Source organism: Cellulomonas sp. (genome assembly GCF_015234515.1).
GTDB lineage: Bacteria > Actinomycetota > Actinomycetes > Actinomycetales > Cellulomonadaceae > Cellulomonas.
The window spans coordinates 205,180-228,557 of record NZ_JADGMY010000028.1; the positions used below are offsets into that span (position 1 = coordinate 205,180).

Here is a 23,378-nt window from a genome sequence, read left to right on the forward strand (position 1 = left end):
GGCACACCGCCCCACCCCGTGCGACGAGGACGTCACCGGGCCGCCGTGCCCGCCGCGGCCGCTGCCGAGACGTCGCCGCGCACGATCGCGTCGATGAACTGGCGCGCCCACGTCATCACCTCGCGCCCGTGCAGCGGCTTGCCGCCGATGCGGGCCGTCGTCGGGAACGGCACGAGCACCGTGCGGACCGCCGGCTTGAGGACCGAGCCCGGGTACAGCCGCTTCAGCCGCAGCTGCGCCGACTCGGGCAGCGACACCGGCGCGAAGCGCACGAACCGGCCCTGCGCCGTCACGTCCGCCAGGCCGGCGGACCGGGCGTGCAGGCGGAACTGCGCGACCTCGAAGAGGTTGTCGACCGCAGCCGGCACGGGTCCGTAGCGGTCCACGAGCTCGGCGTGGACCTCGCGCAGCATCGTGTCGTCCGTGGCCGCCGCGATCTTGCGGTACGCCTCGAGACGCAGGCGCTCGTGCGCGATGTAGTCGTGCGGGACGTGCGCGTCGACCGGCAGCTCGATCGTGACGTCGGGCTGCTCCTCGGGCGCCTCGCCCTTGAACGACGCGACGGCCTCCCCGACCATGCGCACGTAGAGGTCGAACCCGACGCCCTCGATGTGCCCCGACTGCTCGCCGCCCAGCAGGTTGCCGGCGCCGCGGATCTCGAGGTCCTTCATGGCCACGGCCATGCCCGCGCCCAGGTCGGTGTGGGCGGCGATCGTCTGCAGGCGGTCGTGCGCGGTCTCCGTGAGCGGCACCTCCGGCGGGTACAGGAAGTACGCGTACGCCCGCTCGCGCCCGCGTCCGACGCGCCCGCGCAGCTGGTGCAGCTGCGACAGCCCGAGCCGGTCGGCACGCTCGAGGATCAGGGTGTTCGCGTTCGAGATGTCCAGGCCCGTCTCGACGATCGTCGTGCAGACCAGGACGTCGAACTTCTTCTCCCAGAAGTCGACGATGACCTGCTCCAGGCGGTGCTCGCCCATCTTGCCGTGGGCCACGGCGATGCGGGCCTCGGGGACGAGCTCGTTCAGCCGCGACGCCGTGCGCTCGATCGAGTCGACCTTGTTGTGGACGAAGAACACCTGCCCCTCGCGCAGGAGCTCGCGGCGGATCGCCGCCGAGATCTGCTTCTCGTCGTACGGGCCGACGAACGTCAGGACGGGGTGCCGCTCCTCCGGCGGGGTCGCGAGCGTCGACATCTCCCGGATCCCGGTCACCGCCATCTCGAGCGTCCGCGGGATGGGCGTCGCGCTCATCGCCAGCACGTCGACGTTGGTGCGCAGCGCCTTGAGCGTCTCCTTGTGCTCGACGCCGAAGCGCTGCTCCTCGTCGATGATGACCAGGCCCAGGTCCTTGAACCGGATGCTGCCGGTGATGAGGCGGTGGGTGCCGATGACCACGTCGACCGACCCGTCGGCGAGCCCCTCGACCACCTCCGTCGACTCCTTCGCCGTCTGGAAGCGCGACAGGGCCTTCACGTTCACCGGGTAGGGCGCGTAGCGCTCCGCGAACGTGTCGAGGTGCTGCTGCACCAGCAGCGTCGTCGGCACGAGCACCGCCACCTGCTTGCCGTCCTGCACCGCCTTGAACGCCGCGCGCACCGCGATCTCGGTCTTGCCGTAGCCGACGTCGCCGCAGACCAGCCGGTCCATGGGGACCGTCTTCTCCATGTCGGCCTTGACCTCGTCGATCGTCGCGAGCTGGTCGGGCGTCTCGACGTAGGCGAACGCGTCCTCGAGCTCGCGCTGCCACGGGGTGTCCGGGCCGAACGCGTGGCCGGGGGTCGCCATGCGCGCCGAGTACAGCCGGATCAGCTCGGCGGCGATCTCCTTGACCGCCTTGCGGGCGCGGCCCTTGGTCTTCTGCCAGTCCGAGCCGCCCATGCGGTTGAGCGTGGGAGCCTCGCCGCCGACGTACTTGGTGACCTGGTCGAGCTGGTCGGTCGGCACGTACAGCCGGTCGCCGGGCTGGCCCTTCTTCGAGCTCGCGTACTCGACCACCAGGTACTCACGCGTGGCGGCCGACGCCCCGGAGCCGATCGTGCGCTGCACGAGCTCGACGAACCGCCCGACACCGTGCTGCTCGTGCACGACGAAGTCGCCGGGCCGCAGCTGCAGCGGGTCGACGACGTTGCGCCGCCGGCTGGGCATGCGCCGCATGTCGCGCGTGCTCGACCCCGGGCGGCCCGTGAGGTCGGCCTCGCTGAAGACGGCGAGGTGCAGGGACTCGTGGACGAAGCCGGGCCCGACGGGCGCCGGGGTGACGAGCACGACGCCACCCTCGGGCTCGTCGTCGACGATCGCGACCAGGCGTGCGGGCACGTCGGCCGCGCGCAGCTGCTCGACCATCCGCTGGGCGGGACCGTGCCCCTCGGTCGCGAGCAGGAGCCGCCAGCCCTGCTGCTGCAGCCGGTGCACGTCCTCGACCGCACGCGCCACCTCCCCGCGGTACCGCTCGACCTCGCGCGCGCCGACGACCAGCGTGCGTACGTCCGACGCGGCGGCCGGGCCGTCGCCCGTCGGCGCCTGCTCGCCCGTCACGGCGTCGGCGTCGAGCGTGAAGCCCGACAACGTCCACCAACCGAGGGACCGGACGGCCGCCAGCGCACGGACCTCCGCGAAGGAGGCGAACGACGCGGCGGACAGGTCGAGCGGGACGGCGGCACCGGCCGCGGCCGACGTCCACGCCGCCTCGAGGAACTCGTGGGTCGTCGCGACCAGGTCGTGCGCGCGGCGGCGCACGCGCTCGGGGTCGACGACCACGAGCAGGGACTCGTCGGGCACGAGGTCGAGCACCGGCACCATGCGCTCGACCAGCACGGGCGCGAGGGACTCCATGCCCTCGACGGCGATGCCCTCGGCCAGCCGGTCCAGCATGTCCAACGCCCCGGGCAGCTGCTCGCGCAGCGACGCGGCACGCGCGCGGACCGCGTCCGTCAGAAGGATCTCCCGGCACGGCGGCGCCCACAGGCCGTGGTCCGCGACCTCCAGGCTGCGCTGGTCGGCGACGGAGAACCAGCGGATCTCCTCGACGTCCTCGCCCCACAGCTCGATGCGCAGCGGGTGGTCCTCGATCGGCGGGAAGACGTCGAGGATGCCGCCGCGCACCGCGAACTCCCCGCGGCGCTCCACCATGTCGACGCGCGTGTAGGCCGCGTCGACCAGCCGCTGGGAGAGGTCCTCGAGGTCCACCGTGTCACCGGTGTGCACCTCGACGGGGGCGAGCTCGCCCAGCCCGTCGACGACCGGCTGGAGCAGCGCGCGCACGGGCATGACGAGGACCCGCACCGGGCCGGCGACACCACCGGCCGGGTCGGGGTGGGCGAGCCTGCGGAAGACGGCGAGGCGGCGCGCGACCGTGTCCGAGCGCGGGCTGAGCCGCTCGTGCGGCAGGGTCTCCCAGCTCGGCAGCACGGCGACGTCGTCGTCCGGCAGGTAGCAGCGCAGCGCGGACGCGAGCTCGTCGGCGTCGCGGCCCGTGGCGGTGACCACGACGAGCGGGCGGCCGGTCGCGGTCGCGCCGTCATGCCCCGTCGGGTGCGCGCCGGCGAGCGCCGCCAGGAGCGGGGGGCGGACGCCGGCAGGACCGACGACGTCGAGCTCGCCCCGCGCGCGCACGGACGCGACCGCCTCCGCGGCGGCGGGGTCGGCGAGGAGGGCGGGCAGGAGGCCGGTGAGGTCCATGGGGTCCTTTGGGCAGCATGATCGCCACCCTCCCGAGGGGTCGGGAGGGTGATTTCGGCAGCGCACCCATTCTACGGAGCCGCGGGATGTCGACCGAGGCGGGTTTCACCCGTCGCGGGTGTGGGCGCAACGGGCGCCCGCTGCCAGTGTGGGTCGACCGGGTTGCCCCGGTTTCGTCCTGACCGGGGGGTGGGCGATGCGGGTCTCCGTCGCGCAGTGCCGCGCCGGCACGTCGCTGCCCCCGTCGTCCACGACGGGGGCACGATGTTCACGCAGCTGCTGAGACGGGCGCGCCTGCTGACGGCGGGTGGAGCACCCACCGACGGCCCACCCGAGGGCGGCACCCTCGTCCGTGCGCCCGCGGCACCCCGCGACGACGCCCCGCCCGCACGCCGCGAGCACCTGCGCAGCAGCACGGCCCTCCTCGTCGCGTACCTGGTGTCGCGGGTCGTGGTGCTCGGCGCGGTCGCGGTCGCGCGCCGGCAGCAGGGCCTCGACTGGTCCCGCGCGTTCGCACCCTGGGACGGGCCGTTCTACGTCGCGATCGTCGAGCACGGCTACCCGGGATTCATCCCCGAGCCAGGTCAGGGCCACCTGGCCACGGCTGCCTTCTTCCCGCTGTTCCCGATGCTGGTCCGGGGGCTCTCCGAGGTCACGGGCGCCCCGGTGGTCGCCACCGGCGTCGTCCTCAACACGCTGCTCGGTGTGGCGGCCGTCCTCGCGGTCCACGCCGCCGGCCGCACCGTCCTCCCGGCACGCGCCGCGTTCCTCGCCGCGCTCGTGGTCGTGGCCATGCCCGGGTCGGCGACGTTCTCCTTGTTCATGTCCGACCCGCTGCTCGTCGTGCTCGCCGCGTCCTGCCTGCTGCTGCTGGCGCGCCACCGCTGGGCGGCCGCCGGGCTCGTCGCCATGGCCGCCACGGCGACCCGTCCCAACGCGCTCGGCCTGGTCGCCGCCGCGGCGGTCGCGTCGTTCCTCGCACTGCGCCGCGACCGCGACCTGCGGAGCCTGGTGGCGCCCGCCCTCGCCCCGCTCGGCGTCCTGGGGTACTGGGCGTTCCTGTGGTGGCGCACCGGGCAGCCGGACGCGTGGTTCGTCGTCCAGGAGCGCTTCTGGCACCAGGAGCTCGACTTCGGGATCGAGTTCGCCTACATCGTCACGGGGTTCTCCGAGCTGGTGCACGACCACACCTACCTCGTGATCTGGGCCGGGTTCCTCTGGCTGGCGCTGGCGGCCTGGGCGGTGTGGCGCGGCGCCCGCATCCCCGCGGTCCCGGCGACGTACACGCTCGTGCTGCTCGGGCAGATGCTCGCGTACAGCGGGGTCGGCCCACGCCCCCGGTTCCTGCTGGCGGCGTTCCCGCTCGTCTGGTTGGTGGTCCAAGCACTCCGGGAACGCGCCGTGGTCGCGCTTTGCGGGGTGCTGCTGGTGGCGCAGGCGCTGGTCGCGTGGGCGTACGCCTCGCAGTACGTGATCCCGTGAGGTGGCGGGGCACCCGCGCCCGCCCCGACGGGCGGGCCAGGAGCACTGCTGTGGACGGGCCGACGCGCGGACCGGGGCGCGATCTTCACCCGGACGAGTGATCCCGGTTGCCCTAGATCGTGCCGTCTGTCCAGACGTGACATAGGTCACGTTCAGGCGTCCAGCATGTGGGATGCTGACATGTGCCACGTTTCGTCTCCGCGTCAACCTGGACAGACGCACAGAACTCGGGCACCGGGGCGCCGGGCGGCGGCTCCCGCCAGTGACCGGTCGTCACAGGCCCCCTGGTGACCTGCGCAATCACCTGTGACGCGGACCACCCGCCCGGGTGAGAGCGGGCACGACCCCAGGCCGCACGCGGGCGTACGACGACGTCCGTGGCGGCTGTCCTGGACGACCCTCTCGCACTCCCCGGATCCCCGTCCACGGGCGCGATGGGGCCTTGTGGAGCGCCTTGAGTCCTGTGGAACACTCACCGACCAGTAGGCCAAGAGGCTCAACGCGTCGTTCACCCGATCGGCTCCCTGGACAGTCTCTTCTTCCCCCGGAGGCCCCCTATGGCCGCACACTCGCTGCCCACCGGGCGTCGCGCCCGACGTCCGGCCCGCGCACAGAGCCGTACGGAGAGGTCCGGCCCCCGCCGCGCCACGGCGCGCCGCGGCCGCCTCCGGCAGACCGTCGCGCTGAGCGTCACGGCGGCCTTCGGCCTCGCCACTCTCGTCGCCTCGGGTCAGGGCGCCTCGGCAGCGGCGAGCTACGAGCTCGGGCAGACGGTCGTGCAGGACAGCTTCTCGCGTACCGTCGGGGCCGGCTGGGGAACAGCCACGAGCGGCCAGAAGTACGCGGCGGACAGCTCGGTCGGCGCGTCCGTCACGTCCGGTCGCGGCCAGATGTGGCTCGCCCCCGGCCGTACCGGCCAGGTCGTCGCCTCCGACACCTCGGTCGCTGACGCCCGCGCGGCCGTCACCGTCTCGGTCGACAAGCTGCCGACCGCCGGCAACGGTGCGTCCGCCACGCTGCAGCTGCGCGGCTCGGGCTCGACCGGGTACCGGGGGACGCTCCGGTTCGGCAAGGACAACAAGGTCAGCCTCAAGCTCGAGCGCGCCAACGGGGGGGATGCCGTGCTCGTCGCCGACCGGCTCCTGCCGCAGCGCGCCACGTCGGCCGCGACGGCGTTCCGGTTCGAGCTGCAGGTGACCGGCAGCTCACCGGTGTCGGTCGCCGCACGCGCGTGGCCCGTCGGCACGACCGCTCCCAGCTGGCAGGTGCGCGCCGAGGACTCGAGCTCCCGGCGGATCTCGAAGGCCGGCACGGTGTCGGTGCGCGGCGGTCTGTCCGGCGGGACGGCTGCGATGGGCCTGCGCCTCGACGACCTGCTCACCCGCGCCATGGTGCCGGTGACCGCGACGCCGTCGGCCACCCCCACCCCGTCGGCCAGCGCCACGCCGAAGGCGACCACCACACCCCGGCCGACCGCCACCGCGAGCCCCACTGCGAAGCCCACGGCGGCTCCCACGCCGTCAGCCACCCCGAAGCCGACCACCACGGCGGCCCCCGCCCCGACGCAGGCCCCGGCCACCGCCCACGGCTCCGCAGCCGTCGGCACGACCTCCTACCCGGTCCCGGCCAACGCGGTGCACGTCGAGCCGCGCGGCGACGCCAAGGGCGACGGGTCTGCCGGCTCCCCCTACGGCAGCGCGGCGACCGCACTGGCCAAGGCGCCCAACGGCGCGACCGTCGTCCTCCATGCGGGCACGTACCACGAGAGCGTCCAGGTGCCCTTCTACAGAGCGCTGACCATCCAGTCCGCGCCCCGCGAGGCCGTGTGGTTCGACGGCTCGCGCGTCGTGTCCGGCTGGCAGAAGTCCGGCAGCACCTGGTCCGTCGGGGGCTGGGACGTCAAGCTCGACACCCGTGTCTCCCTCAGCGCGGGTGAGGACGAGTCCAGCCGCTACGTCGATCCCGCGTACCCCATGGCGGGCCATCCGGACCAGGTCTGGGTCGGCGGCACCGAGCTGACCCAGGTCGGCTCCGCGGGCGCTGTCACCGCAGGGACGTTCTACGTCGACCGGAGCGCCAACCGGCTCGTCATCGGCACGGACCCCAGCAACAAGGAGGTGCGCGCGAGCGTCCTGAAGAAGGCCATCCAGATCCAGGGTGCGGGCTCGACCGTGCGCGGCATCGGCGTGCAGCGCTACGGCGACCACGCCGCCGTGCTCGGCGTCGTCAGCGCCGAGGTCCCCGACGTCACGCTCGAGAACCTCGTCGTCCGCGACAACGCGAGCATCGGGATCTACGTCTGGGCCAAGGGCAGCTCGTTCTCGCGCCTCACCGTCGAGGACAACGGCCTCCTCGGGCTCGTCGCCAGCAAGGCCGATGACCTCACGATCTCGGAGTCGGTGTTCGCACGGAACAACTCCGAGCGCTTCAAGGCCGAGCCCGCCTCCGGCGGCGCGAAGCTGCACAACTCGACGAACGTCACCGTCGAGCGCTCGGTCTTCGACTCGAACGTCACCCGGGGCCTGTGGTTCGACGTCGACATGCGCAACTCCCGGGTCGTGCACAACACCGTCGTCGGGAACGGGGTCGACGGCATCGAGATCGAGCTGAGCGAGAACATCGTCGTGGCCGGCAACTACCTGGCCGACAACGGGGAGTCGGGCCTGAAGATCTTCGACTCCGGGACGATCGACGTCTCCAACAACATGATCACCGGGAACCGCGGCTATGCGATCCGGATGCTGCAGGACGAGCGCCGGGGCAGCACCGCCGGGGTGCCGTGGCTGCTGCGGACGATCGACGTGCGGAACAACGTCCTCGCGGCCGCCAACGGCTCGACCGCAGCCGTCCAGGTGCACGACTTCACCAAGAAGAGCTATGCCAAGGACCTCGGGATCAACCTCGCCGGGAACCTCTATCACCGTTCGTCCGCAGCCAACCCGCCGCGTCTCGTGCAGTGGGCAGCGGGGCCGCAGCTCGTGTCGTACGCGACGCTCGGCGACTTCCAGTCCGCCACCGGCAACGATGACTCGTCGAAGCTCGTCGAGGGCTCGGCGGTCGTCGGCTCCGACCGTGCGCTGAACTCCACCGGACGTTCCGGCGCGCAGGGCGTCCCGGTCGGCGTGACCGACGACGTCGCGGCCGCCCTCGGCGTCTCGTCCGGATGGAAGGGGCTCGGCCCGATCGAAGCTGCACGCGGCTGAGCGCCGCGGTGACCCGAGGTGCTGACGGTCGTCTGCCAGCGACCGTCAGCACCTCCCGTCACGCCCCTGGTCGGCCGCACCCGCTCGGCTGCTTCGTCCGATATCACCCCGGACACAACCACCCGTTTGGTCCCATACCGACCGTCGGTCCGTGTGGCACGTGAGACGATCGGATCTCGGTCTTGCGTGAGGAGCGTCACCGCATGGAGCTCGACGAGTACCTGCTGGCCTTGCGAAAGCGATGGTTCGTCATCGCCGTGCTCGCGGTCGTCGGCGGAGCACTCGCCTGGGCTTACGCCCAGTCGATCACGCCCGCCTACCGCGCCTCGGCTAGCGTCTTCGCCTCGGTCACCGAGGCCGAGTCCGCCGGAGAGCTCGTCCAGGGCTCGACGTTCGTCCAGAACTCGGTGACGTCGTTCGCCCGGCTCGCGAGCATGCCGGCCGTCCTCGACCCCGTGATCGACGAGCTCGACCTCGACACGACGGCGAAGGACCTCAGCAAGCGCGTCACCGCCGACAACCCGCTGAACACGGTCGTCCTGGAGATCTCGACGACCGACCCCGACCCGCAGGTCGCGGCGACGATCTCGAACGCCGTCGCGCGCCAGCTGGCGGTCACCGTCCAGAGCCTCTCACCGCGGACCCAGGCCGGCGAGAGCGCGATCCAGCTCACCATGGTCGCCCCGGCGGTAGCGCCCGCCGTGCCCTTCCAGCCGAACACGCGGTTCCTCACGGCGTCGGGTGCTGCCGCCGGTGCGGTGCTGGGTGTCGCGCTCGCTCTCCTGCTCACCGTCCTCGACACCCGTCTACGCACGCGCAGCGACGTCGAGAAGGTCAGTGGTCTGCCCGTCCTCGGGACGATCGTGCGCACCCGGTCGGCCCGCGCCGCGTACACCACGGTCCGGACCGAGCCCGGGACGCCTCGGGCCGAGGCGTTCCGACGCCTGCAGGTGAACCTGCAGTACCTCGAGACGGGTCGACGCCTGCGCACCATTGTCGTCACCTCGGCGATGGCGCGTGAGGGCAAGACGTCGACGTCGGTGAACCTCGCGTCGGCCGTGGCCGAGAAGGGCGCGCGGGTGCTCCTCGTCGACGGCGATCTTCGGATGCCCGCCATCGCGGAGGCCCTGGGCCTCGAGGGAGGTGCCGGCCTCACGACGGTCCTCATCGGGCGCGCCCGTCTCGACGACGTCGTCCAGACGTGGGGGCTGCCGAACCTCCATGTCCTGACGGCCGGCGACCGGCCCCCGAACCCCAGCCAGCTGCTCGACTCCCCCGCGATGCACACGCTGCTCGAGGAAGCCGCACGGGATTACGACCTCGTCGTCATCGACGCGGCCCCGGTCCTCCCTGTCGTCGACGCGACCTTGCTCGGGCGCCGCAGCGACGGCGTCCTGCTCGTCACGCGCCTCCGGTCGACCCGCCGCCAGCACTTGCGCGGAGCGCTGGCCGCGCTCGAGCGCGTGGGGGCGACGTGCCTCGGGCTGGTCGCGACCAACTGGACGGACGACGGCACGGGCGCGACGTATGGCAACGCGTTCCCGGGCACACCGGTGCACCGCCGTGGCACGCGGCGCGGCTCCGCGGTCCGCCGCCGCGCCACGGCGCAGCCGGCCCCCCGTACCGCCGACGACGATCAGGTGCTCGCCGCGCCGACGGCCGGTCGCGCGGCCCGGGGTCCGGTCAGCACTACCACGGACGAGGCAGACGACGAGCGGGCGACCGATGCCGTGTCGCAGCCGCCCGGCCCCGCCGGGGAGGTCATGACGCGGCGGGCGTCCGAGACGCCGGCGTCCGACGCGGCGTCCGGGCCGCACGCCGCAGCCCTCCACGACGAGGCCCCCCACGACGAGGCGCCGGTCGACCGTTCCGCGGCGATCCCGGAGCACGACTCCCGTGCCTCCGACAGTCCTGAGCACCCGCCCGCCGGTGCGACCGAGGGGCTACACGGGCCCCACGGCTCGGACGTGCGTCCCGCGGCGACCGACGCGGCCACGGACGCAGTGCGGGCGAGCGGCGCACGGTGACGGTCGCCGCGCCGGTGCACTCCCAGGCGCCCCTGCGCGCCCACGTCCAGCTCTACGAGCAGGCCCGGACCGCGCACCTCGAGCGGCAGGCCGCGGACCCGCGACTCACCCTGCTCTACGCAGCTCCGCGCTACGACTTCGACGTCGAGCTCGCCCAGCGGCTCGACGCCCGGCGCGCGAGCACCCTCGATGCCGCGCGCCTCCTCTGGCGCTCGGACGTCGCGGTTCTCGAGATCACCGAGCCGGCTTTCCTGGCCGGCATCGTCCGCGCAGCGACGTGCCTGGCCGCCCTCCGGCTGCGGCGCGTCGTCCGACGCCGGCCGGTCCCGCGCGTCGTCTCGTACGCCATCGGCAACAACGACCCGCGCGTCGAGTACCAGCCGCGCTCGGTCCGCGAGCAGGTGACCTTCCACGCCAAGTGGTGGATGTCGTCCCGGGTCGTGCGTACGGTCGACCGCCTCGTCTTCGGCACGCCGCAGGCGGAGGCGACGTATCGCGCGCTCTACGGGCGGCCGTCCCGCCACCAGGAGACACGCACCATCCCTGCCCTGCCGACGCCGTGCTCGTGCCCGGCCGCCGCGCCGGACCCGGGAAGGCTCCTGTTCCTCGGCGCGTTCGTCGAGCGCAAGGGGCTTGCGGTGCTGCTCGAAGCGTGGCCGGCACTCGCGGAGCGTCCCGGGACGACGCTCACTTTCGTCGGCAAGGGCCCGCTCGAGGGCGAGGTGCGCGCGCTCGCTGCGCGGGACGACCGGGTACAGGTCGTCGTCGACCCACCGCGCGAGCAGATCCACGCCGAGCTCCGGGCGGCATCGGTCCTCGTCCTGCCGTCGCAGGAGTCACCGACGTGGCGCGAGCAGGTCGGGCTGCCGATCGTCGAGGCGCTCGAGCACGGGTGCACCGTCGTGACGACCGACCAGACGGGCCTCGCACCGTGGCTCGCCGAGCAGGGGCACCGGGTCCTCCCGTCGAGCGCAGCAGCCGCCGACCTCGGCCACGCGCTCCTCGACGCGCTCCTCGCGCCCGTGCCCCGCGCGGAGGTTCTCGCGTCCCTGCCCACGCAGGACGGCCGCGAAGCGGCTCACGCGTGGATGTTCGCCCCTTCCGGCCGCGGCTGAACACGCCGCCGCTCGTCGTCGCCGGCCCACCAGGCCCCGAGCCCGAGACCGAGGAGCAGGACGAGGTTCATCGTCGACGAGACGAACGGGCTGAACAGCAGGTCCCAGAAGAAGCGGAGTGCGAGGGCGAGGGCGAGGGCCACACTCGTCGACGCGCCGATCCCACGTGCGGTGTGCACAGCGACCACCATCGCGAGCACCGCGGCGAGGAGCACGCCCGCCGCCCCCGACCACGCCCAGAGGTCCCCGACCCCGGAGTGCAACTCGATCTGGCCGCCGAACATGTAGTTCTCGACGTAGCCGTTGTTCGGCTCGTACCCGACAGAGGCCATGCCCTCCTTCGCGACGAGGATGTCCTCGCTCGTCAGCAGCGTGCCGCTGCCGAACCCCATGGGGCGGTGGGCGATCAGGTACCGAAAGGCACCGATCTCGGGACGGCCACCCACGAGCACGGAGCCGGACTGGTCGATCTGCGCCTGGGTGCGTACCTGGGTCGCCTCGCCGAACGCACCTTCGAGGATCAGCGCCTGGACGAGCCAGTAAGCCCCGGCGCCGAGGCCGGCGACGAACGCACCCGCTCGCAGGCCGGACGCTCGGCGCGTCGAGGTCGTCGGTCGCCCCTCCCACAGCATGACCACGGCGACGATGAAGAGGATGGCGAACGCCGACCTCGCGTCGTTGAGCGCGTGCACCGCACTGATGACGAGCGCGACCCCCACCTGGACCCACCGTCGCCCTGACCACCACGCGAGCCCGAGGAGCACGATCGTCATGGGCGTCGCGAACCCGAACTTCCACGGGTTGCTCGCGAACGCGCCGCCCGTCGGCACGGTGACGAGCATGGCGAGGCCGAAGCACACGGTGAGCAGCGGCGGCGCCACCTGACGGCATGCCCAGACGAGGAAGCCGACGAGCACGGGCAGGCCGATGACCAGGAGGCTGTTGCGCACGGCGATCGTCGTGTTCGTGGTGTGGTCGCTCGCGGCGTGGACGCTCAGCCAGAACCCGGCGACGACCGCGAGGACCGAGGCGACGACGAGCCACCGGTAGCCGACCGCCGACCAGGCTGCGCGCCACCACACCGGCGCGAGCGCGAGGCAGAGCACCAGCCCGAGCGTCGCACCCTGGGCGAGGTCGAGGCGGGCACCGACGAGAACCGTGCCGAGGACCGCGAGGGCGCGGTAGGCCGGGCCGCGCCAGGCCGGCGCGTCCTCATCCCTGAGCTCCATCCGCTCTCGTCCCCCTCCCCGCCACGCCGACGGGCGCGCGCACCACTCTTGCATCGTCCGCCCGCAGGCGGGGCGCCTTCCTCGATCGGCTCAGGGGACGTGCCGGAACGCCGGGCGTCGCCGGGACGCCAGGCGCTCCGCCGCACCTCAGGCGGCCTCGGTGACCGTCAACCCGTGCACCCGGATCGCGACGGGCGCGTTCGTCGACGTGCCGCTCAGCAGCCCGTCCACGCCGACCCCGCCGGCGTCCTGGAGCTCAGGTGTCGCGTCCGTGGCCGTCACCTGCCACGTCGTGGGCTCGGCTGTGCCGTCCTTCCACGTCCGCAGGCGCAGCGTCGTCGGGTCGGAACCGACGACCTGGAAGCGGACGTTGAGCCGCTCGCCGGCCGCGAGGGTCACGCCTGCGACGTTCACCTGCGCGAGGATCGTCTCGCGCGGGGCGAGGCGGGTCAGGACCAGGTTGAGGGCGCCGCTCGACTTCACCCAGACCTGCCCGCGGTACATGCTCGACCAGCTGCCCGACCGTGCCGTGAGTGCGACGAACGCGCCTCCGCCGTCTCCGATCTTGTCGAGCGAGATCTGCCCGAGCACGTCGACGTCCCGCACAGCGAGGTCCGCCCACCGCACCCGCGGCGTGGCACCGGGCACGAGCGCCTGGAGCGTCCCCACGCCGGGGGCGACGGAGTACTGCGCCGCGGACCCGAAGTGCGACCACGCACCACCCGGCGTCGACGTCCCCCAGCCCGTGGCGACCGTGCGGTCGAAGACGTCCTGGGCGAGGGGACCGTCACCGGGCGGCTCCTCCACCGGCGGCTCGTCCACCGGGACCGCCGCGACCGTGACCTCTCGGGTGAGCGTGTCCGTCGCTCCGTCGGGGCCGGTGACGGTGAGCGTGACTGCGTACGTGCCCGCTGCGGCGTACGTGTGCTGCGCCTGCGCGCCGTCGCCCTGCTCCCCGTCGCCGAAGTCCCACGCCCAGGCGACGACAGGAGCGTCTCCCGCGGACGACGCGGACCCGTCGACGCTCACGGTGAGCCCGAGCGGCGATGCCTCGAAGGCGGCGACCGGCGCGGCCATCGGGTCGTCTGCGGGCGACGAGACCGTCACCTGCTGGGTCACCGACGCGGTGGCGCCACGGTTGTCGGTCACCGTGAGGGTCACCGGGTAGGTGCCGTCGGTGGCGTAGTCGTGCGTGGCCTGGGAGCCCGTCACGGCAGGCGAGCCGTCCCCGAAGTCCCACGACCGGACGGTCACCGTTCCGTCAGGGTCGACGGAGGTGCTGCCGTCGACAGCGACGGAGAGGTCGGTCGCCGTCGCGGTGAACGCCGGCACCGGTGCCTGGTTCGGCACCGCCGAGCCGGGCTGACCGGCGAAGAACTCGTCGATCGTCACCCGCACCGGAGCGTTCGTGACCCCACCGTCGAGGCCGGTGTCGATGCCGACCGCGCCCGCGTCCTGCAGCTCCGCTGTGGCGTCGGTCGTCTGCACCTGCCACGCGGCAGGCTCGGTCGTCCCGGTCCACGCCTTGAGGCGCAGCGCCGTCGGGCTCGAGCCCTCCGTGCGGAACCGCACGTTGAGCGGCGTCCCGGCGGTGAGCGTGAGCCCAGGCACGTTGACCGCGGCGAGGGTCGACTCCGAGCCCGCGATCCGTGTGACGAGCAGGGACACGGTGCCGTTGGCACGCACCCAGACCCGTCCCCGGTAGAGGCTCGACCAGCTCCCCCCGCGGCTCGTGAGCGCGACGGTCGCACCGCCGCCGACGGGGATCTTGTCGAGGGAGAGCTGGACCGTCTGGTCAGAGTCCGTCGCGGCGACCGAGCGCAGCTGGAGGCGCGGCGTCGACGCGGTGGTGCCGATCGACACGCGGCCGGTGCCGTCGGCGACCGAGTACTGGGCCGCGCTGCCGAAGTGCGTCCACGCGCCCCCTGTGTCCGAGGACCCCCACCCCGTGGCGGCCGACCGCGAGAAGCTGTCCTGCGCCCACATGGTCGGGGCCGTGGCCTCGACGTCGTGGCTCACCGTCGTCACCGCGCCCTGGTTGTCCCGCACGGTGAGCGTCACGGTGTACGTGCCGGGCGAGGCGTAGGTGTGCTCGGCCGTGACCCCGGCGGCCTGCGCCCCGTCCCCGAAGTCCCACGCGTAGGCGACGACCGACCCGTCCGGGTCGGACGACGCGGACGCGTCGACCGCGACGCGCAGGAGCGCCGCCGTCGGGGTGAAGGCGGCGACGGGAGCGGCGTTGGCGGTGACGACGACGCGCGAGCTGGTCGTGCCGGTCGCGCCGAGGTCGTCGGTGACGGTCAGCCGCACCGTGTACGTCCCGGGCGCGGCGTACGTGTGCGTCGGCGCCTCCTGCGTCGATGTCGTGTCGTCGCCGAAGTCCCACAGGTACGACGCCACGGTGCCGTCGGGGTCGGAGGTGCCGACCGGCGCGAACGCCACCGTGAGCGCGGACGGCTGGGCGACGAAGCCGGCGACGGGTGCCTGGTTGGGCGCGACGGTGACGTCGTGCGTGGTGGTGGTCGTCGCGCCGTCGTGGTCCGAGACGGTGAGCGTCACCGTGTAGGTGCCGGCGCTCCCGTACGTGTGCGAGGCCGTCGCACCGGTCGCCGTGGCACCGTCCCCGAACCGCCACGAGTACCCGACGACCGTGCCGTCGGGATCCGTGGAGGCCGAGGCGTCGACGGCGACATCGAGGTAGCTCGCCGCGACCGTGAACGTCGCCACCGGCGGTGCGTTGGTGACGGTGACGGACTGCTGCCGGGCGCTCGTGGCGCCCTTGTCGTCGGTCACCGTGAGCGTCACGGTGTACGTGCCGGCCAGGTCGTACGTGTGCGCCGGCGGCGTCACCCCCTCCGCCGTCGTGCCGTCGCCGAGGTCCCACGCCCACGACGTGACGGCACCGTCCGCGTCCGCGGAGGCCGACCCGTCGAGGGTGAGCGCGCGTCCCGCGAGGGTGGCGTCGAACGCCGCCTGCGGCGGCAGGTTCGGCGTGGTGCCCGTCCGGCCGAGACCGGCGTGCAGAGCTGCGTCGCTCCCGCTCAGGGGCCGCGAGTACACCGCGACCTCGTCGATCCGGCCGTCGAGCGCGGCGGACGTCGACCCCCAGGTCGCCCCGTTCGCCACCCGCCAGTAGCCGGTGTACGACTGCGAGCCGACCTGCGGGTTCGTGCCGACGGGCTCACCGTCGACGTACAGCACCATGCCGTCCGGGCCCTGCGTCGCCAGGACGTGGTGCCACTGCCCGTCGTTGTACGGCTCGGCGGACGTGACGGTGTTCGCCGTGCCGGTCCACGCACCGAACACGAGCCTGCCGTCGTCCTGCAGGTAGACGTGCCGGTCCTGGTCGCCGGCCGTGCCGGTCTGCCGGCTGGCGAAGCCGATGATCTTCCCGCCGCGCACGCTGGTGGTGGAGAACCACGCTTCCAGCGAGTACGCCCGCGGGTTGTCGAACGTGGCGGTCGTGGCGGCACCCGCCGACCCCTCGACGAACCGCACGGACCGGTTCCCCTCGTGGGCGGCGAGAGCGCCGGCGTCCTGACGGGTCCACCCGGTGCCGGTGAGCGTGCCCGTGTTGCCGCCCGCCCCCGAGTCGGTGAGCGCCGAGCCGGTCGCCTCGTCGAACCGCCAGAAGAGCTCGGGGTCCGCGGCATAGACGGCGGCGCCGTACACGTCGGAGGGCGCAGGCGGGACGTTTGCCGCGTACCCGGCCGCAGTCACGTGGGACCGGATCTCCTGCGGGGTGAGGACCCGCGGGTAGACCGCGACCTCGTCGATCGTCCCGGCGAAGTAGTCGGTCGACGGGCGGTTCAGCCAGCTGGACAGGACGTCACCGCCGACCCGCCAGTACCCGTTGTACGCCTGGCCCATCGTCGTGTCGGTGCGCTGGCCGACACGCTTGCCGTCGACGTACAGCTGCATGCCGCCCGACCCGAGGGTCGCGACGACGTGGTGCCACGCCCCGTCGTTGAAGGACGCGGTCGACGTGACGACACGCGCGGTGCCGGGGTAGACGCCGAAGGCAAGACGGCCGTTGCTCGTCATGTACACGTGCCGGTCGTACGAGCCCGAGCTGCCCGTCGCCCGGTTGCCGTAGCCGATGATCTTGCCGCCGGTCCTGGACGTCGTGCGGAACCACGCCTCGACCGAGAAGACGTTGGGCGCGGCCACGGCCGTCCGGGTGGCGGCCGTCCCCGCCGTCGTCCCGGGGAACGTCGCCGCCGTGTTCGGGTCGCCCACCGGCGCGCCGGCGGCACCGCGGGTGACGCCCGCCGTGGTCGCGAGGTCGTTCGTCCCCATCCAGTCGTACACCGCCGTACCGGTGGGCTCACCGAACCGCCAGTAGGAGCTCGGCTCGTCGCCGAGCACCTCACGTGCGTAGTCGCTCACCGGGGCGTCGCTCACCGTCACCGTGAACCAGTCGGACATCGACGCGTTGCCCCACGGGTCCGTCGCGATGACGCGGTAGCGCTGCGACGAACCTGGGGTGAGCCCCTTGTCGACGAAGGACATCGTCGGTTGCGCCCAGAACACCGCGGTGACGCTCTCCGTGTGGATGGGCGGCGTCGAGGTCGACTGCCGGTAGAGGTCGTAGCGCACCGTCGCGTCGTCCCGGTCGGCGTTGCCCGGCCAGGTGAGCCGCACCTCGCCGCTCGCGTAGGACAGCCCGCCGAGCGCGAACGCGCTGCCCTTGGCCGTCGGCCCCACCTTGTTCGGCGCGGACGAGCGGTCGAGGAACCGGACGATGCCCTGCTGACCCGTGCCGTTGACCCGCAGGAACTCACCGCCGAACAGGACGTAGCTGCCGGCTGCCGTCACGGTCCACGGCCCCTGCCCCTGCCCGGTGTACGTTCCGGGCACGAAGGTCGGGTACCACTCGAGGAACTCGGGGCGCGGCGTGCCGGGGTGGTCGGGGTAGTTGTAGATGTCCGGGGTGTTGACGCCACGGACGTCGTTCGTCACGGCAGTGCCGTGGTAGAACGACCACGGATCAGTCTGCGGGAAACCGCCGCTGTTGCCGCAGTAGTGCTTGTGGCTCGCGATGTAGACGACGTCCCCGGCGGGGGCGGCCGAGTACGTGTCGCCGTGGCAGTCCTCCAGCCACACGAGCTCGCCGGTGTCCCACGACGCCTTGAACGTGCCCTCGATGGTGCCCGTGGAGGCGATGTGCCAACCCGTGCCGTAGAAGCCTGAAGCGTCGCTGGTGAGCGAGGCGATCGCCGACCGTGCTCCGGCGTTGCGGACGGTAGAGGCCACCGGCAGCGGCAGCAGCGCCCCCGTCGCGGCGTCCAGCCGTGCGAGGCCGTAGCTCTGCGTCGACTCGCCGCCGATGCTGGTGAAGTTGCCACCGATGACTGCCGTCTGCCCGTCGGGCGACACCTGGATCGCGTTCACCTGGTAGTCGTCGACGGGCGCGGTGAACGACTGGAGGGCGGCCGTCGTCGGGTGGAAGGCCGCGACCTTGGGGCGCGCGGTGTTGCCGACGTGCGAGAAGTTCCCCGCGACGTACACGGTCCCGTTGGGAGCGACCGTGACGCCCTTCGCGTAGCCGTTGAGGTTGGGCGCCCACGGCTTGAGGGTCCCGCTCGGGATGTCGAAAGCGGCGGCGCGGTTGCGCGACTGCCCGTTCACGGTGGTGAAGGCACCCACGGCATAGAGGGTGCGACCGTCCGCCGAGGCGACGAGATCGTTGACCTGACCGTTGAACGTGGGCGCGAAGGACGCGCTCAGGGCGCCGCTCACCAGGTCGTAAGCCATCATGTGCGCCCGCGGCACGGTGCCGGACCCGCCGAGGGCGACCCCCGGTGGGCGTGCGGCCGAGAAGCTCCCCCCGACGTAGACCGTGCTGCCGACGGCCACCTGCTTCCACACGACGCCGTCGATCTGGGCCGTGGGCAGGGCGTCCGCGCTCACGGACCGAGGCAGCGGCGGTGGGTCGTCGGCCAGGGCCCGCGGGGCGGCCGCGGTCGCGAGCCCCCCGAGAAGGAGGGTCGCGCTCATGGCGGTAGCGACGCGTCGGGATAGGACGCTCGTGGAGATGCGCATGGCAGGCCTCGATCATGCGGAGCGGGGAACTCGGGGCGGGGGCGCCACGGGTCGCTGAGATGATCCGGACATTACGGGATCAACCGCGCGCGACGACACGGGCCACACGGGTGAACCTGGACCCGGATGCGGGTGAAACTGGTCAGGCGTCCGTGTCAGCGCTGCGCGTCACCCGCGAACAGGACCACAGGCCCCACCGCGCGCACGTCGAGCTCGACCCGCAGGTCGTCGCGCGCATCGGCCGGGACCGCGAAGACGAAGGCACCGGTCGCCGTCGCACCGGCCTCGAGACCGTGCGGCAGCGGCGAACCGCCGGGTTCCGTCAACGTCGTCGCAGGGGTCTGCTGGGGCCCGTGGTAGAGGTTGACGACGGCACCTCGCAGGTCGAGAGGCGCGGCCGAGCCGTTGACGAGCTCGACCTTCACGCGCAGCGCAGGGCCGCCGACCTCCCCCGGCTGCACGGCCTCACCGTCGACCGCGTCGACAGCGCTCAGCCTCGCGGTGACAGCCTCCGCGAGCTCCGCCACGGCGTCGATCGGGACCGTCACCGTCGGCACCGCTGCGCCGTCCGCAGGCGCCCCCTCGGCAGGCGGGTCCGCTGAGGGTGCGGTGTCGTCGACGGAGCCCGCGCCGGACGGGTCGTCCGCCAGCGCGGTCGCACCCGCGACGGCCCGGGTGGGTGTCGCGCTCGGCGTGGGGGCGGCGACAGCGCCACCCTCCCGACCCGCCCCGCGGGAGCCCGCGAGCGCGAGCGTGAGCCCGACGGCCACGACGACGAGCGCCACCACGGCGACGACCCACCAGCGGGCCCGTGACAGCACCGGCCCGGCAGCCGAGACACCCTCGCTCATGCGCTTCCCTCCGACCGCGCCGCCACGCGACGGCGCCGCACGACCCTGGGCAGACTATGCCGAACCGGGCACCGGGCGCGGCGGCGGGACGGGTGAACATGCGTCGTTTCGCCCGTTTCGCGCACCCGTTCCGCCTAACGTGTAGCGACGCCACGGTCCGGGGCGTCGACCGCGGGGACGGAGGAGTTCGTGAGTGTCGATGGTGAAGTCGGGCCGGCGGTCCGACAGCGTGTTCTGGTGAGCGCGTACGCGTGCGGGCCGGGCGACGAGCCCGAGGCGAACGCGGGCTGGGCGTTCGCCGTCGCGGCAGCGGCGCACCACGACGTCCACGTCGTCACCCGGGAGCGGTTCCGGCCCGCGGTCGAGCGCGCGCTCGCCGCCGACCCTGCGCTGGCCCGGCACCTGTCGGTCGAGCACCTCGAGCTGTCACCGCGAGTCGTCGCGCGCAAGCGCGGGGCCGCCGGCGTGTACTGGTACTACGTGGCCTGGCAGCGCGCCTTTCTCCGGCGCGCGCGCGAGCTGCACGCGCGCGCCCCGTTCGAGGTCGTCCACCACGTGACGTTCGCGAACGACTGGCTGCCGTGCGGTGCCGCCGGGCTCGACGGCCCGGCGCTGGTCTGGGGACCCGTGGGCGGCGCGTCGTCGCTGCCCCTGCGTCGTCTCGCGCGCTGGCTCGGGGTCCGGGGCACGCTCGTCGAGGCGGTGCGCGTCGTCGCGACCGGCGTGCCACGCGCGTTGTGGGGCGACCACGCGGCGCGGCGCGCGGCCGTCGTCGTCGCGCAGAACGACGACGTCGCGCAGCGCTTCTCCAGGGCCGCGCACGTGGTCGTCGAGCCCAACGCAGCGTTCCCGCGACTGCCCGTCCCCGACGGAGCCGCACCACGTGGCCAGCGGGTCGCCGTCCTCGCGTCACGGCTGCTCGCCTGGAAGGGCGGGCGGCTCGCGATCGCGGCGATGGCCCGACCAGCGCTCGCCGGCTGGCGCCTCGACGTCTACGGCACGGGGTACGAGGAGCTGGCGCTGCGACGCCTGGCCCGTCGGCTCGGTGTTGCCGACCGCGTGCGCTTCCTGGGTCATCGGCGGCGCGAGGAGGTCCTGCGTGCGTTCGCCTCGGCGGACGCCCTGCTGTTCCCGTCGATGCACGACCAGGCCGGGTGGGTCGCCGCCGAGGCGAGCGCGCTCGGGACTCCTGTCGTCTGCCTGCCCCTGGGCGGCCCTCCCCTGCTCGCCGCCGACAACGCCCGCGTGGTGCCGCTCGCGGGCGACCTGCCGGCGGGACTCGCGGCAGCCGTCCGGGACACGCTCGACAAGCCCGGGGTCCCGCACGACCGGTGGCGGGCGGACCGGCTCGTCGAGCTCGTGGACGAGTGGTACGCCCGCGCGGCCCGGTCAGTCGGTGGCCGCGAGGGCCCGGCGCCGACGCGCGAGGTCCCGGCGCACGTACCAGGCGTTGGGCACGACCTGGCACACGAGCACGGACACCGCTGACCCGAGGACCGGCCCGGCCGCGCCGAGCGGCTCGATGAGCAGCCACGACAGCCCGAGGTTGATCGGGACCATGGCGACGACCGGCACCACCTGGAACCGGAGTCCCGCGGCGTCGGTCATGTACATCCCGAGCGGGTACTTCGCCGCCTGCACCACGACGAAGAGGACGAACGACGCCGCGAACGTCGCCGTCAGCTCGATCTTCCCCTTCGTGATGACCTGCGTGACGAGCGGCAGCGCCAGCCACAGGAGCAGACCCAGCGTCGCGGCCAGACCCGTGAAGACGGCGGTGGCGCGAGCCGGGCTCTCGATCCTCCCCGCCGCGCGTGCGCGCGCGTAGAGCGGCCACAGGGCGACGCCGGCCGCCGCGACGACCTGGTTGATGAGTCCGAACGTCTGAGCACCGAGGTTGTACTGCGCGAGCTCCGACGTGCCCGCGAGATGGCTGAGCAGGAGCCGGTCCGTCTGCATGGCGATCGGCAGCGCGATCATCTGGACGAGCATCGGCCAGGCCACGTCGACGACCTTGGCCCCGCGCACGCTACGCAGCCGCGGCACGTCGCGCGCCGCCGCCACCACCTGCGGCGAGAGCAGACGCGCCGCGAGGACGAGGCTCAGGAGCGCCACCGTCGCGTTCGCGACGTAGGAAAGGACCGCTACGTACGGGCCGAAGGCCCACGCCAGCGCGACGGACGCCGCGACGCCGCAGAGGACGAGCGGGGAGGCGATGCCGCCGAGCGCCGTCTGCTGGGCCGTCCGCCCCAGGGCGACCAGCACCCGCTGACCGACACCGAGCGGGAGTGCCAGTGCGAAGACCACGAGGCACACGGTCGCCGCGCGTGCACCGTCGTTCCCCATGAGGCCGTCGCCGAGCAGCGCCGGCCACCAGCCGAGGGCACCGATCGTGACCGCGACGGTGGCGATGACGGTCGCGGAGACGAGCAGGATGCGGAAGGCGCTGGTGATCGTGCGCCGCACCTCACGGTCCGTCCGCGGCTGCGCTGCCGACGCGACGGCGTTGACCAGGACCGCGGCGATCCCGAGGTCAGCGAACGGCATGAGACCCGTGAGCCCCGTGAGGAGGCCGTACTGGGCGAACGCGTCGACGCCGTAGTGCTCGATGATGAGCCGGCTCGTCACGATGCCGGCGAGGCCCGCGACCCCCATCACTCCGACCTTGACGGCCGCCGTCCCGCCGACCTGCCGGACGGCCGACCGCTCGCCCTTGACGTGCGTCGTCACGCGCCCCGCTCCCCGGTCGACGACTCGATGGCGACGCGCCGGCGCCCCGGCGACGGCCGCCGGTACTCCTGGTAGCGCACACCCAGGACGGCGGCCGCTGCACCCAGGCCGCGTGCACCTGTCGCCACGCCCCGGGCCTGCACGCCGGGCCGGCGCGTCACCGTCCCGGCGGCTGCGGCGAGCGCCCCCACCGCGATCCTGCCGAGCGCGGGCGCGCCGTACCGCACGCGCGTCCTGAGTCCAGAGACGGGCCCCGGCGCCAGCGCGACGGACGCGCCCACGCTGACGTTCGCCTGGGCGAACCGCCGCCGCACGACCGACGCGCGCGTCATGCGGTCACGCGGCACACGGTCGACGACCCGCGCCTGCGCGCACCACACGATCTCCTCGCCCGCCGCCACGAGCGACCGCGTGAAGCGGGTGTCCTCGCCACCCGCCAAACCGATGGACTCGTCGAAGGAGATGGCGTGCCGAGCGACCGCGGCGAGGTCGAGCAGGAGGTTGTTCGTGGCGGCGGCGGGGACACGGTCGCCGGTCTCCAGGCCACGGGTGTGCGCGCGCGCGAAGAAGCCACCCGCGGCCACCCAGGGGTCGAGCGCGCCGTCGAACACCGAGTCGACCGGGCCCGTGACGCCGGCGGCGCCCGTGTCCCGCCACGTCGCGACGAGCTGCGCGAGCCAGCCCTCACCCGGGATCTCGTCGTCGTCGACGAAGACGAGCGCGGCGGAGCTGCCCGCCTCGGCGAGGGCCCTGTTGCGCGCCACGGCGATCCCGGGCCGCGGCTCGGCCACGTACCGCACGGCGGCGTCACCGAGCGCCGTGACGACGTCCGCCGCGCCCCCGTCGGGGTCGTTGTCGACGACGAGCACCGTCGCCGTCGTCCCGGCGGCGGTGAGCGCGCGGGTCTGCTGCAGGAGCTGCGGCAGCAGCGTGGCGAGCAGCTCGTTACGACGGAACGTGAGGACCGCGACGGTGAGCACGGACAAGGGGTGCGCCTTCCTGACCAGGTGATGAGTGGG

Annotated in this window: 11 protein-coding genes; 5 read left to right on the plus strand and 6 right to left on the minus strand. The window is 73.4% G+C overall.

Annotated elements, in window-relative coordinates; genetic code table 11:
• Window positions 1–32: 32 nt before the first annotated feature.
• The gene (mfd, locus tag IR158_RS14575; protein ID WP_291814141.1) at window positions 33–3,677 is read right to left on the minus strand and encodes a transcription-repair coupling factor; all 3,645 of its coding nucleotides are present in this window, start codon (window positions 3,675–3,677) and stop codon (window positions 33–35) included.
• Between the two features lie 264 nt (window positions 3,678–3,941).
• Between mfd and IR158_RS14580 the strand changes: the two genes are divergently transcribed.
• The 4 genes from IR158_RS14580 (at window position 3,942) to IR158_RS14595 (ending at window position 11,504) form a co-directional block, all read left to right on the plus strand.
• On the plus strand, window positions 3,942–5,159 hold the full coding sequence (locus IR158_RS14580) for a hypothetical protein (RefSeq protein ID WP_291814142.1): 1,218 nt from the start codon (window positions 3,942–3,944) through the stop codon (window positions 5,157–5,159).
• Between the two features lie 557 nt (window positions 5,160–5,716).
• The gene (locus IR158_RS14585) at window positions 5,717–8,362 is read left to right on the plus strand and encodes a right-handed parallel beta-helix repeat-containing protein (RefSeq protein ID WP_291814143.1); all 2,646 of its coding nucleotides are present in this window, start codon (window positions 5,717–5,719) and stop codon (window positions 8,360–8,362) included.
• A gap of 203 nt (window positions 8,363–8,565) precedes the next feature.
• Window positions 8,566–10,389: a polysaccharide biosynthesis tyrosine autokinase gene (locus tag IR158_RS14590; protein ID WP_291814144.1), complete on the plus strand. Its 1,824-nt coding sequence runs from the start codon at window positions 8,566–8,568 to the stop codon at window positions 10,387–10,389.
• On the plus strand, window positions 10,386–11,504 hold the full coding sequence (locus IR158_RS14595) for a glycosyltransferase family 4 protein (protein ID WP_291814145.1): 1,119 nt from the start codon (window positions 10,386–10,388) through the stop codon (window positions 11,502–11,504). The genes IR158_RS14590 and IR158_RS14595 overlap by 4 nt, the downstream gene beginning before the upstream one ends.
• Here the strand turns inward: IR158_RS14595 and IR158_RS14600 are convergent.
• The 3 genes from IR158_RS14600 to IR158_RS14610 all read right to left on the minus strand — a co-directional run bounded on the left by IR158_RS14600 (window position 11,468) and on the right by IR158_RS14610 (window position 19,629).
• Window positions 11,468–12,733 carry a hypothetical protein gene (locus IR158_RS14600; RefSeq protein ID WP_291814146.1) on the minus strand — a complete coding sequence of 422 codons (1,266 nt, stop codon included), beginning with the start codon at window positions 12,731–12,733 and terminating at the stop codon, window positions 11,468–11,470. The two genes, IR158_RS14595 and IR158_RS14600, sit on opposite strands and share 37 nt — an antisense overlap.
• A gap of 147 nt (window positions 12,734–12,880) precedes the next feature.
• On the minus strand, window positions 12,881–18,733 hold the full coding sequence (locus tag IR158_RS14605; RefSeq protein WP_291814147.1) for a PKD domain-containing protein: 5,853 nt from the start codon (window positions 18,731–18,733) through the stop codon (window positions 12,881–12,883).
• Window positions 18,734–18,933: 200 nt separating this feature from the next.
• Window positions 18,934–19,629, minus strand: coding sequence for a hypothetical protein (locus tag IR158_RS14610; RefSeq protein WP_291814148.1), 696 nt, complete (start codon window positions 19,627–19,629; stop codon window positions 18,934–18,936).
• Between the two features lie 237 nt (window positions 19,630–19,866).
• Here IR158_RS14610 and IR158_RS14615 point away from each other — a divergent pair, with 237 nt between their 5' ends.
• The gene (locus IR158_RS14615) at window positions 19,867–21,117 is read left to right on the plus strand and encodes a glycosyltransferase family 4 protein (RefSeq protein ID WP_291814149.1); all 1,251 of its coding nucleotides are present in this window, start codon (window positions 19,867–19,869) and stop codon (window positions 21,115–21,117) included.
• On the opposite strand, the gene IR158_RS14620 is transcribed toward IR158_RS14615, so the two are convergent.
• Both IR158_RS14620 and IR158_RS14625 read right to left on the minus strand, forming a co-directional pair.
• Window positions 21,019–22,359 carry an oligosaccharide flippase family protein gene (locus IR158_RS14620; RefSeq protein ID WP_291814150.1) on the minus strand — a complete coding sequence of 447 codons (1,341 nt, stop codon included), beginning with the start codon at window positions 22,357–22,359 and terminating at the stop codon, window positions 21,019–21,021. The two genes, IR158_RS14615 and IR158_RS14620, sit on opposite strands and share 99 nt — an antisense overlap.
• Window positions 22,356–23,339 carry a glycosyltransferase gene (locus tag IR158_RS14625; protein ID WP_291814552.1) on the minus strand — a complete coding sequence of 328 codons (984 nt, stop codon included), beginning with the start codon at window positions 23,337–23,339 and terminating at the stop codon, window positions 22,356–22,358. Before IR158_RS14625 ends, IR158_RS14620 begins: the two co-directional genes overlap by 4 nt.
• Between the last annotated feature and the right edge of the window lie 39 nt (window positions 23,340–23,378).